This window comes from Alkaliphilus sp. B6464 (genome assembly GCF_018141165.1).
GTDB lineage: Bacteria > Bacillota > Clostridia > Peptostreptococcales > Natronincolaceae > Alkaliphilus_B.
In genome coordinates this window covers 2,789,202-2,803,732 of record NZ_CP058557.1, presented here as the reverse complement: position 1 = coordinate 2,803,732, position 14,531 = coordinate 2,789,202, and the positions used below count along the sequence as shown (strand labels likewise).

The window sequence follows — 14,531 nt, the reverse complement described above, 5'->3', positions numbered from 1 at the left end:
GAGTGTTGGAATGAAAAGGCAAGTTCAACTTTTGGACGAAAAGGCGATTAACCGTGCTATTACTCGGATTGCCCATGAGATTCTTGAGAAAAATAAAGGGGCAAAGGATGTTGTTTTAGTTGGAATAAAAACACGTGGAGTACCATTGGCTAACCGATTGGCAGAAAAAATTAAAATGATTGAAGGCGGAGAAGTATCTGTAGGTATATTAGATATTACATTATACCGTGATGATTTAACAAAGGAACAAATGGATCCTATTATTCATGGATCTAATATTGAAGCAGATATTAATAATAAAATTGTTATTTTAGTGGACGATGTACTTTATACAGGAAGGACAACAAGGGCCGCATTAGATGCATTAGTAGACATAGGTAGACCAATGATAATTCAGCTAGCTGTACTTATAGATAGGGGACATAGGGAGCTTCCAATTAGAGCAGATTATGTTGGTAAAAATGTACCAACCTCAAAGGACGAAATTATAAAAGTACAACTAGAGGAAATAGATGGGGATAATATTGTAATAATTGGAGGCGAATAGATTGAGTGTGAGGTATATTATATGAAAAATTCAAAGACAAAAAAAATAATATCTCCTAAATTACCAAGTAAACTAGAAGAAATACAGTTGCAGGACAAAAATATTGAGAATGAAGGTCTAGTTTTATCTGGAGTTATAAAGGATTGTTTATTTGAAGATAAAATTACAGAAAAACTTACTTTTAAAGAGATTGTGTTTAAGAATGTAGTGTTTAAACAAGTGATCTTTAGGCAAATAGACTGTACAGATGTTAGGTTTGAAAACTGTGATCTATCAAATGTAGACTTTAGAGAAGGGGTTTTTCATAGAGTAGAGATACTAAATAGTAAGATTCTCGGTGCAAATTTTAGTGAAGTAGCGTTAAGAAATGTTATATTTAATAGTTGTGATGCTCGCTATGCTTTTTTTAGGTTTTTAGATTGTAAGCAAGTAGGTTTTGAAAATTGTCTCTTACAGAAATCAGATTTTCAAAACTCAAGTTTTAAGAATATATATTTCAAGGATTCTAATTTACAACAAACTGAAATGTCTGGTACGAAACTAGAAGGTATAGATTTTACAAGCTGTGACATTGATGGAATAGGAGTTAGGCCTGAAGACGTCTATGGAGCTACAGTGTCGTCTATACAAGCTGTGTCGCTTTCCAGGCTTTTGGGAATAAAGATTGTAGACTAAAATAAGTGCAAATATAAATAGGTTCCGCTAACAGCGGAACCTATTTATATTTGCACTTATTGGGAAGTATTATAAATTTTGTCTTAAAATATTTGCAATAGATTTGTCGTCACTATCAACTAATACAGTTGAATAATTATCATAAATTACCATTCCTGGCTTAGCTCCACTTTGTTTTTTTACATTTCTTCTTTCGGTATAATCCACTGCAACCTTAGTAGAGTTTTTACCTTTACTATAGTAAGCTGCTAGTGTTGCTGCTTGTAATATAGATGAATTTCCTGTAGTTTTATCATTTTGTTTTAATATTACATGGGAACCAGGCATATCCTTAACATGGAACCAAAGATCATCTTTAGAGGATACTTTAAAGGTAATTTCATCATTTTGCTTGTTGTTTTTACCAACAAGTATTTCAAATCCTTCAGAAGACATGTATTTAAGATAATTAGATTTTTTATTCTGATTAGAACTCATGCCTTTTTTACTAATTCTACGTTTTATAAATCCAGTTTCTTCAAGTTCTGTGCGAATTTCTTCAATATCAGAAATATGTGTACATTGATCAATACTTATAAGAATTTGTTCTAAATAATTAACTTCGTCTTTAGTTTTCTCTATTTGATGATTGACCTGAGAAAGTGCAGTTTTAGCTTTAGCATATAGTTTAAAGTATCTTTGAGCATTTTGAGCTGGCGTTAATCTTTTGTCTAATGAAATTATAACTGTACTATAATCTGTATCATAATAATTAGTTAGTTCTGCTTCCTCTTGCCCTTTTACCACTTGATAAATATTAGCTGTAATTAAATCTCCATAAAGTTTGTACTTTTCCGCCTCATGAGCCTTTTTTAAGTCTTTGTTTAGGTTGCTTAGTTTGTTATATAACCGGTCTAATTTAATAGAAACACTTTTGCGTAAATCATGTGTTTTCTGTTTCATTCGTTCCTTAGAATCTCTTTGAAGATAAAAATTCTCTAGCATTTCACTAGATGATTCTAAGGACTGTTCTTCATAATAATGAAGGTGGGTAATATTAATAGAGCTAAAGTCTACATATTTTCCTGTTGTATCATCGTAGTAAATAGATGGATTAAAATTATTTGTTTTTGTCATATTGATTGTATCTACAAAGGAATTATAAATTATGTTTATCATTTCTTCATCTAAATTTGATAATATTATATTTTCATCTATAGATGATCTGTAGCAAATTTCCATAGAAATCAGTGGGGATACCCCAGTAAAGCTACTATATATTGCTTTATATAGTGAAGTACGTTGATCTTTACTCTTAATAATAGAGTTAAATTCATCTTTTGTAACAATTGCTAGAGGATTAACTTTATCCTGGGAAGGAGGCATAGCGTACTCTAGCCCAGGTAATACCTGTCTATATCTACTGATATCAAAAGGAATACGTTTTATGCTATCTATTATCTTATTAGTTTCTGAGTCTACTAAAATTATATTACTATGTTTACCCATCATCTCTATTATAAGCTCTTTAGATTTTAATATATTAAGCTCATCATGAGATTCTATAACTAATTTAATCATTCTTTCAAACTCAGGCTGTAGTATATCTATAATTCTTCCTCCAAGTAAGTGTTTTCTAAGCACCATACAAAAATTAGGAGGAGTTGCTGGATTCTCTTTGCTAGAATTTGTAAAATGAACTTTAGGATAGTTACTATTTGTAGATAATAAAATTTTATGATTTTTTCCACCACTTCTTGCGGTTAAAATTATTTCATCTGCTTCTGGTTGATAGATCTTATCTATTCTACCATTACATAGTTTAGATTTTAATTCATGTGTTAATGCAGCTACAACAAATCCGTCTAAAGCCATTAGTATTACCTCCTATTTAATTTGTAATCATAATAGCATAATTTGATAAAGAAAACTAGATTCAGATAAAATTTTAACTTCAGCTGAATCTTAATAATACACCGAATATAAAGTATGTAAAAATGGAGGTTTAAGAAAATAAATTAAAAAAATGTAATAATTAAAAGGAAAATAAGATTTAAGGTTGAATTAAATTAGTTAGAAATTTTAAATCACTATTATATAATTATTAACTAAAAAATACAATATTAAAAATATGAATTTTATAAGATAGAACTAATAATTATAATAGTAATGGGGTAAAAATATGGAGAATAGGGGTATTGTTTTTAAAAAAATGCATGGCGCAGGAAATGATTTTATTGTAATCAAATATGAAGATTTCCCCTTTGAAGAAAGATTTAAAGAGTTAGCTCAAAAAACTTGCCATAGACATTTTGGGATAGGAGCGGATGGACTTCTAGTAGTTAATAAGTCTAATATTGCAGATTTTAAAATGCAATATTATAATAGTGATGGTTCTTTAGCAGCTATGTGCGGAAATGGTATTAGATGCTTTGCTAAGTTTGTATATGATGAAGGCTTAATAAATAAATCACTATTTACAGTCGAAACCTTATCCGGTGTAAAAAAAGTTAGTCTTAATACTGATGGCGATAAGACTAAAAGTGTAAAAGTTAATATGGGAGAGGTGATTTTCGAGTCAAGTAAAATTCCAGTTACTTCTGACAAGTCTAGTTTTATTAATGAAACAATTATGGTAAATGGCAGAAATTTTACGGTTACTACAGTTTTGATGGGTGTACCCCATACTGTTATTTTTACGGATACCTTAAATTTAGAAGAGATTAAAACCTATGGTCCCTTAATTGAAAAACATGATATATATCCTGCAAATACAAATGTAAGCTTCGCTAGAATAAGAGACGAGGGCAATATAGAAGTAAGAACCTGGGAGCGAGGAGCAGGATACACGCTAGCTTGTGGAACTGGTGTAAGTAGTGTTGTTGGGGTAGCTTATAGATTAGGTCTTGTAGATAATAAGGTAAATATAAATACCGAAGGTGGTAATATTAAAATTGAAGTTATGGAAGATGAAAGTGTATTTATGGATGGGCCTGCCCAAAATATTTGTTCTGGAGTATACTTCATTTAGTTTTAGATTAAATTAATGTTAAATCTACTTGTAATTATTAGTATATAAATATAAAATAGTAGGCGAGAAACACAAACGGAAGGATGAGTAAGTTATGATAAAAAGCATGACAGGCTTTGGCAGAGGTGATTCTCAAGTTGGAGATAAATGTTTTCAGGTAGAACTTAAATCTGTTAATCATAGATATATGGATGTAAGTATAAAGTTACCTAAAAAATTTACATACTTAGAGGAAAGCATCCGTAAAGTTATAAAATCAAATATACAAAGAGGTCGTATAGAAGCTTACATTACTTATGAAAGTATTGGGGAGAGCGATATTAATGTAGCTGTAGATATGCCCTTAGCAAAAGAGTACTTAAAAGCATTACTAAGAATAGAAGAAGAATTAGCCATAAAAACTGATGTCACAACATCTGTAATAGCCCGTTTTCCTGACGTAATAAAAGTAGAAAAAAAAGAAGAAAATGAGGATGAAATTTGGCAATGCTTACAAGAGGCTCTTAATAATGCTCTTAACCAATTAGTGATAATGCGACAAGAGGAAGGGGACAAATTACAGGTAGACTTATTAAAACGTTTGAACAAAACTAGGGATTTTGTTGCTCAAATAAAGGATAGAAGTCCTATAATTGTTCAAGAATACAGACAAAAACTAATAGAAAGAATTAAAGAAATATTAGATGAAGAGTTTTCATTAGACGATAATCGTGTGGCAGCAGAGGTGGCATTGTTTGCTGACAAAAGCAACATAACAGAAGAAATTGTTAGACTATATAGTCATATAAATCAATTTAGCAACACTTTGCAAGAGGATGATGCAATTGGGAGGAAATTAGACTTCCTACTTCAAGAGATGAACAGGGAAGCTAATACAATTGGTTCTAAGGCTAATGATTTAATTATAGCTAATTTGGTTATTAATATAAAAAGTGAGTTTGAAAAAATGAGAGAGCAAGTACAAAATATTGAATAAGGGGGAAATACTAATGAATATAAAGCTAATTAATATTGGATTCGGTAATATTGTATCTGCCAGTAGAATTGTAGCTATTGTAAGTCCAGAATCAGCTCCTATTAAAAGAGTTATTCAAGAGGCTAGAGATAGAGGGATGCTTATAGATGCTACTTACGGTAGAAGAACTAGAGCAGTAATAGTAACAGATAGTGATCATATTATTCTTTCTGCTGTTCAACCTGAAACTGTAGCACATAGATTAAACTCTAAAGATAATACAAAAGAAGCAGAAAATGTTGTTGAAGGTGAATAATATTAGACAGGAAGAGGAGAAAAGCATGGTTAGTAAAGGCTTGCTAGTTGTGGTATCTGGACCATCTGGAGCAGGAAAAGGAACTATTTGTAAAGAATTATTAAAAAATAATTCTCAAATTAAGGTTTCAATATCAGCTACTACTAGATTACCCAGGACTGGAGAAGAAGATGGAGTAAATTATTTCTTTATTAATAGAGATAAATTTGAAAATATGATAGATGGTGATGATTTTTTAGAATATGCCATGGTTTATGATAATTATTATGGAACACCTAAACAATATGTTATGAATAACTTAGAAAATGGCAATGATGTGTTACTAGAGATAGATATTGTAGGTGCCCTGCAAATTAAGGAAAGATTTGAGGATGCAGTATTTATTTTTATTTTACCTCCTTCCTTAGAGGAATTAAAAAATAGAATTATAGGAAGAGGAACAGAAACCCTATCAGATATTGAAAAACGCTATGGTTCTGCTATTTCTGAAATTAAACAGGTGATTAAATACGATTATGCTGTTGTTAATGATGATGTAACTAGAGCTGTCAAAGATATCGAAGCTATTATAAGGGCAGAAAAATCTAAGGTTTTAAGAAATTATGAAAAAATATTATCAAAATTTTAATAGGAGATGATAAAATGTTATATCCACCAATTAATGAACTATTAGATAAAGTAGATAGCAGATATACTTTAGTTGTAGCTGCGGCAAAAAGGGCAAGACAATTAATCGATGGGGATGAAGTAAAAATTGTTGATCCTTATTCCACAAAACCAGTATCAATTGCTACCCAGGAAATATTTGAAGATCAAGTACTTTACACAAGTGGAGAAGAAGAATCGAATTAAGAAGGTGAAGATATGTTGAAAAATACAAATGTTGTACTTGGTGTAACAGGAGGAATTGCAGCATATAAAGCCTGTGATATTGTTAGTCGACTAAAGAAACTTCAGGCAAATGTGGATGTTATTATGACTAAATCTGCAACGGAAATGGTTCAGCCCCATACCTTTCAAGCCTTAAGTCAAAACCCTGTAATTACAGATACATTTAGCACACCAAGATATTGGGATATCGAACATATTTCATTAGCCCAAAAGGCCGATATCTTACTAGTAGCACCTGCAACTGCCAATATTATAGGTAAAGTTGCTAATGGTATTTCAGATGATATGCTTTCTACTACAATTATGGCATCTACTGCGAAGGTTATTTTTGCACCAGCTATGAATACTAAAATGTATGAAAATAGAATTGTACAACAAAATATAGAAAAGTTAACTTCATTAGGATATCAATTTATTGAACCAGCTTCAGGACGCCTTGCATGTGGTGATATCGGCAGAGGAAAGCTAGCCGATGTAGATGAAATTATTGAATTTGTAATAAACATAGCTAAACCTAATAGGGATTTAGAAGGAAAAAAGGTTTTGATAACAGCTGGTCCAACTAGGGAATCTCTTGATCCTGTTAGATTTATTACTAATCATTCATCGGGTAAAATGGGGTATTCTTTGGCTGAAGCAGCTGTAGAAAGAGGAGCCGATGTAACCCTTATAAGTGGTCCTACTAACCTTTGTCCACCTAAAGGGGTTAGGCTAATTAAAATAAATACTACTTTAGACATGTACAATGCAGTAATGAAGAATTATATAGATCAACATATCATTATTAAATCTGCGGCTGTTGCAGATTATCGTCCAGAAACGGTATCCACTAGTAAAATAAAGAAAAATGAAGGAAATTTAACATTAACTCTAGTTAGGAATCCTGACATTTTGAAGGAACTTGGTTGCTTAAAGGAAGACCGGGTTTTAGTTGGATTTGCAGCAGAAAGCGATAATGTTATTGAAAATGCTAAGGGTAAGATTAATAGAAAAAACTTAGATTTTATTGTTGCAAACGATATCACAGAGGAAGGTGCTGGCTTTGGCACCGACACAAATATTGTTAATATTATCGATAAAAATGGTGAAATAGAAAAAGTAGAAAAATCAAGCAAAAGAGAAATTGCGCACCGTATTTTAGATAAAGCAAAGAAATTTATTAAATAAAGTACAATAAAAGGGCTTTTATAGTCCTTTTATATTTTATGAAGCGTTGCGAAGGCAATAGCATAATTTTGTTATAAGGAGGTGGGCTCTTGAGCAAGGAATTTAAAATAGTACAGGTAATAGTAAATAATAATAGCTATCAAACTGATAAATTATTTGACTATGAAATCCCCACCCATTTATATAATAAAATAACTAGAGGAATGCGAGTAATGGTTCCATTCGGTAGAGGAAACCAAAGACTTGAAGCCTATGTATTTAATGTAACTACCTCGTCTGCCAAAGACATGAAGTTAAAAAAAGTACTTGCTGTTATAGATGAGCAACCTATTTTATCAGAACATCAATTAAGACTAGCATTTTGGATGAGAAATCAATATTTATGCAAATACATTGAGGCTATACATTGTCTAATACCTAAAGGTATGATAAATAAAGAAAGAAAATTAATTATATTAGTAAATAATCAATGGGATACATTGATTTCCCCTAGTCAACGTAAATTGAAAAATATACTTACTACAATAAATGATTTAGGTGGGAAGGTATATTTAGATTTGTTAATGCAACACATAGATTATAAGGAAATTAACGATGCTATTAAAACCTTGCTTGAAAAAAATATAATTGATATAAAATATGAATTTAATAGTAAAATAAATATAAAGACAGAGCGATATGTATATATAAATGTGAAGGATAACAGATGGAATGAAGCTTTAGCTTCGTTAAAAAATGCTAGAAAACAAAAAGTATCCTTAGAGATATTAAAACAACAGGGTGAGTGTAGTGTAAAAGAATTGTTATACATGGCCAATACTGGAATGACAACATTGAATAGTTTAAAAGATAAAGGGTATATAGGTTTTATGGATGTAGAGGTTAAAAGGGATCCATTTGCTAATAAAAGCTTTTCAGCCTTTCCAAAGCCTGTTCCTAATAAAGAGCAGCAAATGGCTATAGATAGAATAGGTAATTCTATAAAAAATAATATAAATGATAGATGCTTAATACATGGTATTACAGGTAGCGGAAAAACTGAAATTTATCTACAATTGATAGAAAAGGTAATAGAAAAGGGCAAACAAGGAATTGTTTTAGTCCCTGAAATCTCCCTTACCCCTCAGACTGTATCAAGATTTATGGGAAGGTTTGGCGACCGAATAGCTGTACTTCATAGTAGTCTTTCTGATGGAGAAAGATACGATGAATGGCGAAGAATTGCAATGAATGAGGTAGATATCGTTATAGGTGCACGATCCGCTATTTTTGCACCTCTTAAAAATCTAGGAATTATTATTATAGACGAGGAGCATGAACATACTTATAAATCTGACCAGACGCCACGATACATGGCCACTGATATTGCAGAGTATCGTAGTCAATTAGAGAACACAGTACTAGTTTTAGGATCTGCTACGCCATCCATAGAAACCTACCATAAAGCTTTAAATGGTAATCTAAATTTAATTACTTTAACAAAAAGAGCTACAGATGCAAAGCTTCCTCATATTGAAGTAGTTAATATGACAAAAGAACTAGAACTAGGAAATACGGCAGTTTTTAGCAGTCAATTAATAGCTGAAATGGAGGAAAATCTTAAAAATCAAAAGCAGACTATTTTATTTTTAAATCGTCGAGGGCATTCTAGTGTTATATCATGTAAAAGCTGTGGTTATGTTTTGAAATGTGAGCATTGTGACATTACAATGACATTTCATAGAACAGATGAAAGACTGAAATGTCATTATTGCGGACAGATGAAGCATGTACCAGCAGTATGTCCTAGTTGTAATAGTGATAGCATTAAATATTCAGGGACAGGAACCCAAAAAATTGAGGATTTAGTTAAGCACTATTTGCCAACTGCAAGAATTATGCGGATGGACATGGACACTACAAGTCGTAAAGGTTCTCATGAGAAAATACTTGAAAGTTTTAAAAATCAAGAGATTGATATTCTTATAGGTACTCAGATGATATCTAAAGGGTTAGATTTCCCTAATGTTACTCTTGTAGGTATTATTTCAGCTGATTCTGCACTGAATTTACCGGACTTTAGGGCGGCAGAAAGAACCTTTCAGTTGGTTACTCAAGTAGCCGGTAGGGCTGGTAGAGGCTTAGAAGAAGGCCGAGTAATTCTTCAAACCTACGAACCAAATCATTACAGTATTATAGCATCACGAAATCACGATTATGAAAAGTTTTTTCAAGATGAATTGATAATTAGAAAAGAATTTTATTATCCACCATTTACTAACTTAATTTTATTAAACTTTTCTGGTAAGGATGAAAAAACAGTTGATTATGCAGCTAATTCAGTTGCAAATCACATTAAATATATTTTAAATTCTCAAGGGTACAATACTTTTGATTATAATATTTTGGGTCCTAATCCAAGTATGATAAGTAAAATAAAAGAAAACTATAGATATCAAATTTTACTAAAGGATGTGGATGTACCGTTTGGATTATTAAAAAAGGCTGTAAAGTACTTATTAATAGATAATAGAAATAAATATATTCCACAAAACTTAACTTGTAGTATTGATATAAATCCATTTACAATTATTTAAGGAGGTAGAAAATATGGCAATTAGAATTATTCGTAAAGAAGATGATCCAGTACTTAGAAAGACTTCAAAGATAGTTGATAAAATCGACGATAAAATTCTCTATTTACTAGATGATATGATAGAAACAATGTATGATGCAGATGGAGTAGGGCTTGCTGCTCCACAGGTTGGAATTTTAAAAAGAGTCATAGTTATTGATGTAGGTGAAGGTATAATAGAATTAATAAATCCTGAGATTATATATGAAGAAGGTAATCAATGTGATTCTGAAGGATGTCTTAGTATACCTGGAACCACAGGAGAAGTTATAAGACCAGCTATTGTTAGAGTTAAAGGTCTAAATAGAAAAGGACAGGAAATTATTATTGAAGGTGAAGAATTTTTAGCTAGAGCACTCTGCCACGAAATTGATCACTTAAATGGAATACTGTTTACAGATAGAGTTGAAAAGAAATAGGGGTGATTTAATGAAAATAATTTATATGGGGACTCCAGAATTTGCTGTTCCTTGCTTGGAGACTTTGGTAAATAGCAAACATGAGGTAATTGGTGTTTTTACACAACCAGATAGGCCGAGTGGCAGAGGTCAAAAAGTTAATATAACTCCTGTAAAGGAGAAGGCTTTAGAACATAATATTCCTATATTTCAGCCAACTACCTTAAAAAATGAGGATGTAATTAATGAAATAAAGGAGTTAAATCCAGATATTATTATAGTTGTAGCCTATGGTCAAATTTTACCTAAAAAAGTTCTTGAAATACCTAAGTATGGCTGTATTAATGTCCATGCTTCCATATTACCAAAATATCGTGGTGCAGGACCTATTAACTGGGCTATTATTAATGGTGAGAAAAAGACTGGAATTACTACAATGTATATGGATGTTGGTCTAGATACAGGTGATATGCTGTTAAAGGAAGAAATCGAAATAGGTGAGAATGAAACAGCTGGCGAGCTGCACGATCGTTTAATGAAACTTGGCGCTAAGGTATTAGATAAAACAATAGAACTATTAGAAACTGATGAAATAAGGGGTATTCCTCAAAATCATGATAATTCATCATATGCACCAATGCTTACTAAAGATCTTGGTAAAATTGATTGGAGTAAGTCTGCAAAAGAAATAAAAGATCTAATTAGAGGAACAATTCCATGGCCGACGGCTTACACTACCTATAATGGTCAGGTTATGAAAATATGGAAAAGTAGAATAATTGAAAGTAACAAGGAGCATGCACCAGGAAAAATTTTAGAAATAACAAAGGAATATATACTTGTTGCTACGGGTAAAAATATATTAGCTATTGAAGAAATACAATTTAGTGGCAAGAAAAGAATGAGTGTAAAGGATTATTTAATAGGGAATAATATTGAAGCAAATAAGAATTTAGGTGAATAGCATGGAGATTCAAAATGAGTCAAAGAAAAACATTGTATATAGGAAATTTGTTTTTCTGCTAGTACTCATGTTTAGTATAATAGCCCTTTCTGTAACAACTTTAATGTTACTTGCAAAAGGACGAAATCAATATTTTTACAAGTTTACATTTTTCATTATAACTATAACTCTAGCTGGAGTAGGTCTATTGTTATTATCTATTATTATTACAGTTATTCTTTTATGGTATGACTATCCTATACCTAAGGCTTCCAAAAGAATATTGGAGCCCTCCATTACAGTCATATATCCAATGATACTTTTTTTAGGTAAGTTATTGCAATACAACGAAAATACTATAAGAAGAGCTTTCACGGAGCTAAATAATAAATTAGTATTTAGTAATGAATATCATATAGAGGGAAAGAATATATTAATTTTGACCCCCCATTGCATTCAAAAATCTTTATGTCCTCACAAAATTACTACAGATATTAAAAATTGTAAACGATGTGGTAATTGTAATGTAGATAATCTTATAGGCTTGGAAGAAAAGTATGGAGTAAGCTTTAGAGTAGTGACTGGGGGCACTTTAGCAAGAAAGATAATTGTAGATGTACTACCTAAAGCTATTGTTGCTATAGCATGCGAAAGAGATTTAATTAGTGGGTTACAGGACGTAAAAAAGCTACCGGTTATTGCAGTAGTAAACAGACGGCCAGAGGGCCCATGTGTTAATACCTTAGTTGACTTAGACGAAGTTGAAAGAGCGATTAAGCATTTTTTATTATCTAAGAAAGAGTAAATTTTGTAATTATTAAGAGTGACTAAATATGAAGTGTTGCGAGAGAACTAGCACAATTTTGTAAATGTAGAGGAGTGATACTATGTTTTATCCATATCGATTTGGTTTTGATCCAACTATGATTTTTCTGATTCCATCTATTATATTTGCTATGTATGCTCAAACTAAGGTTAGAACAACCTTTGCAAAATATTTAAGAGTAAATGGAAAAAAAGGATATACAGGATATCAAGTTGCCCGATATATATTAGATCATAATGGGATGAGGGATGTTCCAATTGAACTAACTAGGGGTCAGTTAAGCGATCACTATGATCCAAGGAAAAGAGTCGTACGTCTATCTAATGAGGTATACCATAGTACATCATTAGCATCCATTAGTGTTGCAGCCCATGAAACAGGTCATGCAATTCAACATGCTCACGGGTATATACCTCTTAGTTTTAGAAATGCAATTTTTCCAGTAGCCAGCTTTGGATCACAAGCGGCGTGGTTTTTTGTCATTTTTGGTCTTATAATGTCAGCCCCAACTTTGGTAAATATAGGAATATTACTATTTACGGCTGCTGTGCTATTTCAAGTTATTACTCTTCCTGTGGAGTTTAATGCTAGTAGTAGGGCGATGAAATTATTAGATGAGGGTGGTTTTATTGTAGTGGATGAATATAATCACTCTAGAAAAGTACTAAGAGCGGCAGCTCTTACTTATGTAGCAGCTACGGCTACAGCAGTGTCCCAATTAATCCGATTACTTCTTATAAGAGGTCAACAAAGAGACTAAAAGGCGTCGAGCACGCCTTTTTATTTTTATAATCTAAGGAAATATAAATTTTTAATTTATACAGGAGGCAAGGATATGAACCCAAGAGAAGGAGCATTAATAACTTTATATGAAATAAACGAAAAGGAAGCTTTTTCAAATATCGCTTTAAATAAGGAATTGAGAAGGAATTCTTATAATCAATTAGATAAAAATTTATTGACGGAGCTTGTTTACGGTGTCTTAGAAAATCAAATTTATATTGACTATATAATAGGACAGTTTTCAACCTTTGCCATAAAGCAAATGAATCCATATACATTAAACTTATTAAGACTTGGAATATATCAATTAGTTTTTTTAGATAAAGTACCTAGTTTTGCAGCTGTAAATGAAACTGTAAATCTATCAAAAAAGTATTGCAAAAAAACAACAGGATTTATAAATGGAGTCTTAAGAAATGTTCAACGAAATATGAAAAATATTAAGCTACCAAACCCTGAGGAGAATATTGTTAAATATTTATCTGTAAAGTATTCACACCCAGAATGGTTGGTTAAAACATTTTTAAATAATTTTGACAAGGATTTTACAGAAGAACTTTTAAAAGCTAACAATACTAAGCCAGAGCTGTATGTTCGTATAAATACACTGAAAATATCCATAGATGACTGTATAAAGCTTCTTACTGATGAAGGTTACACTATAAAGCAAAGTCCATTGATAAGGGAGGCAGTTGCTGTTAAAGGATTGCAGAATATAGAACAATCTAATTTATATAAAAAAGGATATATTCAAATACAAGATTTTAGCTCCATGCTAGTTGCTAAAGTTCTAGATCCTAAGGAAGGTGAATATGTAATTGATGTATGTAGTGCTCCAGGAGGTAAAACCACCCATATGGCACAAATAATGAACAATAAGGGGACAATAATCGCTAGAGATATCCATGAGCATAAATTAAAACTTGTAGAAAGGAATGCTCAAAGACTAGGGATAAAAATTATTCATACAGAAAACTTTAGTGGAAATGATTTAGATGAAAAACTATTAAATATGGCTGATAAAGTACTGGTAGATGCACCTTGCTCTGGACTCGGAATTATTCGTAGAAAACCTGAAATAAAATATAGAAAACAAGATGAAGATATAAAATCCATTACAGCTATACAGTATGATATACTTAAAAATGCGGCTAAATACGTAAAAACAGGTGGAGAATTAGTCTATAGTACCTGTACTATAAATACTAAAGAAAATGAGGATATTGTACAGAAATTTTTAAAAGACAATCCTAGTTATGTTCTAATTAACCTTAATAAGGAGTATAAAGACCTTGTTCCAGGTGAGCATAATAGTAGTACAGTTCAACTTTATCCTAACTTACATAATACGGATGGATTTTTTATTTCCAAGATAAAACGAATTAAGTAGAAAATTCGGGAGGTTA

At 31.5% G+C, this 14,531-nt stretch carries 15 protein-coding genes; 14 read left to right on the top strand and 1 reads right to left on the bottom strand.

The annotated features are described in order from the left end of the window. The first annotated feature begins 10 nt into the window (after positions 1–10). On the top strand, positions 11–547 hold the full coding sequence (gene pyrR / locus HYG84_RS14145; protein ID WP_212378308.1) for a bifunctional pyr operon transcriptional regulator/uracil phosphoribosyltransferase PyrR: 537 nt from the start codon (positions 11–13) through the stop codon (positions 545–547). Positions 548–568: 21 nt separating this feature from the next. Next, positions 569–1,222 (top strand): pentapeptide repeat-containing protein, encoded by a 654-nt coding sequence (locus tag HYG84_RS14140; RefSeq protein WP_212378306.1) that lies wholly within the window; start codon positions 569–571, stop codon positions 1,220–1,222. A gap of 69 nt (positions 1,223–1,291) precedes the next feature. Here the strand turns inward: HYG84_RS14140 and HYG84_RS14135 are convergent, their stop codons facing one another. Continuing rightward, a complete protein-coding gene (locus HYG84_RS14135; RefSeq protein ID WP_212378304.1) occupies positions 1,292–3,076 on the bottom strand; it encodes an Rqc2 family fibronectin-binding protein in 1,785 nt (594 codons plus the stop codon). 307 nt (positions 3,077–3,383) lie between these two features. On the opposite strand from HYG84_RS14135, the gene dapF reads away from it, so the two are divergent. From dapF to rsmB, 12 genes are all read left to right on the top strand, one after another. Beyond that, entirely contained in the window at positions 3,384–4,232 is an 849-nt protein-coding gene (gene dapF / locus HYG84_RS14130) for a diaminopimelate epimerase (protein WP_212378302.1), read from the top strand. Between the two features lie 94 nt (positions 4,233–4,326). Further along, positions 4,327–5,208, top strand: a complete 882-nt coding sequence (locus HYG84_RS14125) for a YicC/YloC family endoribonuclease (protein WP_212378300.1) — start codon at positions 4,327–4,329, stop codon at positions 5,206–5,208. 13 nt (positions 5,209–5,221) lie between these two features. Further along, positions 5,222–5,503, top strand: a complete 282-nt coding sequence (gene remA, locus HYG84_RS14120; protein ID WP_212378298.1) for an extracellular matrix/biofilm regulator RemA — start codon at positions 5,222–5,224, stop codon at positions 5,501–5,503. A 25-nt stretch (positions 5,504–5,528) separates the two neighbouring features. After that, entirely contained in the window at positions 5,529–6,131 is a 603-nt protein-coding gene (gene gmk, locus HYG84_RS14115; protein ID WP_212382310.1) for a guanylate kinase, read from the top strand. A 14-nt stretch (positions 6,132–6,145) separates the two neighbouring features. Then, on the top strand, positions 6,146–6,355 hold the full coding sequence (rpoZ, locus tag HYG84_RS14110; protein WP_212378296.1) for a DNA-directed RNA polymerase subunit omega: 210 nt from the start codon (positions 6,146–6,148) through the stop codon (positions 6,353–6,355). A gap of 12 nt (positions 6,356–6,367) precedes the next feature. After that, positions 6,368–7,561 carry a bifunctional phosphopantothenoylcysteine decarboxylase/phosphopantothenate--cysteine ligase CoaBC gene (coaBC, locus tag HYG84_RS14105; protein ID WP_212378294.1) on the top strand — a complete coding sequence of 398 codons (1,194 nt, stop codon included), beginning with the start codon at positions 6,368–6,370 and terminating at the stop codon, positions 7,559–7,561. 89 nt (positions 7,562–7,650) lie between these two features. Continuing rightward, on the top strand, positions 7,651–10,137 hold the full coding sequence (gene priA, locus HYG84_RS14100) for a primosomal protein N' (RefSeq protein ID WP_212378292.1): 2,487 nt from the start codon (positions 7,651–7,653) through the stop codon (positions 10,135–10,137). A 13-nt stretch (positions 10,138–10,150) separates the two neighbouring features. After that, positions 10,151–10,594, top strand: coding sequence for a peptide deformylase (def, locus tag HYG84_RS14095; RefSeq protein WP_212378290.1), 444 nt, complete (start codon positions 10,151–10,153; stop codon positions 10,592–10,594). Positions 10,595–10,604: 10 nt separating this feature from the next. After that, positions 10,605–11,537: a methionyl-tRNA formyltransferase gene (fmt, locus tag HYG84_RS14090; protein WP_212378288.1), complete on the top strand. Its 933-nt coding sequence runs from the start codon at positions 10,605–10,607 to the stop codon at positions 11,535–11,537. Between the two features lies 1 nt (position 11,538). Then, complete coding sequence (locus HYG84_RS14085) at positions 11,539–12,321, top strand: DUF116 domain-containing protein (protein WP_212378286.1); 783 nt, start codon at positions 11,539–11,541, stop codon at positions 12,319–12,321. Between the two features lie 82 nt (positions 12,322–12,403). Continuing rightward, positions 12,404–13,102 (top strand): zinc metallopeptidase, encoded by a 699-nt coding sequence (locus HYG84_RS14080; protein WP_212378284.1) that lies wholly within the window; start codon positions 12,404–12,406, stop codon positions 13,100–13,102. A gap of 75 nt (positions 13,103–13,177) precedes the next feature. Further along, entirely contained in the window at positions 13,178–14,515 is a 1,338-nt protein-coding gene (gene rsmB / locus HYG84_RS14075) for a 16S rRNA (cytosine(967)-C(5))-methyltransferase RsmB (protein WP_212378282.1), read from the top strand. The last annotated feature ends 16 nt before the right edge of the window (positions 14,516–14,531 follow it).

Excerpts from the sequence above, each read along its gene's own strand:
- pyrR (WP_212378308.1), top strand. The coding sequence starts at position 11 with ATGAAAAGGCAAGTTCAACTTTTGGACGAAAAGGCGATTAACCGTGCT.
- HYG84_RS14140 (WP_212378306.1), top strand. The coding sequence starts at position 569 with ATGAAAAATTCAAAGACAAAAAAAATAATATCTCCTAAATTACCAAGT.
- HYG84_RS14135 (WP_212378304.1), bottom strand. The coding sequence starts at position 3,076 with ATGGCTTTAGACGGATTTGTTGTAGCTGCATTAACACATGAATTAAAA.
- dapF (WP_212378302.1), top strand. The coding sequence starts at position 3,384 with ATGGAGAATAGGGGTATTGTTTTTAAAAAAATGCATGGCGCAGGAAAT.
- HYG84_RS14125 (WP_212378300.1), top strand. The coding sequence starts at position 4,327 with ATGATAAAAAGCATGACAGGCTTTGGCAGAGGTGATTCTCAAGTTGGA.
- remA (WP_212378298.1), top strand. The coding sequence starts at position 5,222 with ATGAATATAAAGCTAATTAATATTGGATTCGGTAATATTGTATCTGCC.
- gmk (WP_212382310.1), top strand. The coding sequence starts at position 5,529 with ATGGTTAGTAAAGGCTTGCTAGTTGTGGTATCTGGACCATCTGGAGCA.
- rpoZ (WP_212378296.1), top strand. The coding sequence starts at position 6,146 with ATGTTATATCCACCAATTAATGAACTATTAGATAAAGTAGATAGCAGA.
- coaBC (WP_212378294.1), top strand. The coding sequence starts at position 6,368 with ATGTTGAAAAATACAAATGTTGTACTTGGTGTAACAGGAGGAATTGCA.
- def (WP_212378290.1), top strand. The coding sequence starts at position 10,151 with ATGGCAATTAGAATTATTCGTAAAGAAGATGATCCAGTACTTAGAAAG.
- fmt (WP_212378288.1), top strand. The coding sequence starts at position 10,605 with ATGAAAATAATTTATATGGGGACTCCAGAATTTGCTGTTCCTTGCTTG.
- HYG84_RS14085 (WP_212378286.1), top strand. The coding sequence starts at position 11,539 with ATGGAGATTCAAAATGAGTCAAAGAAAAACATTGTATATAGGAAATTT.
- HYG84_RS14080 (WP_212378284.1), top strand. The coding sequence starts at position 12,404 with ATGTTTTATCCATATCGATTTGGTTTTGATCCAACTATGATTTTTCTG.
- rsmB (WP_212378282.1), top strand. The coding sequence starts at position 13,178 with ATGAACCCAAGAGAAGGAGCATTAATAACTTTATATGAAATAAACGAA.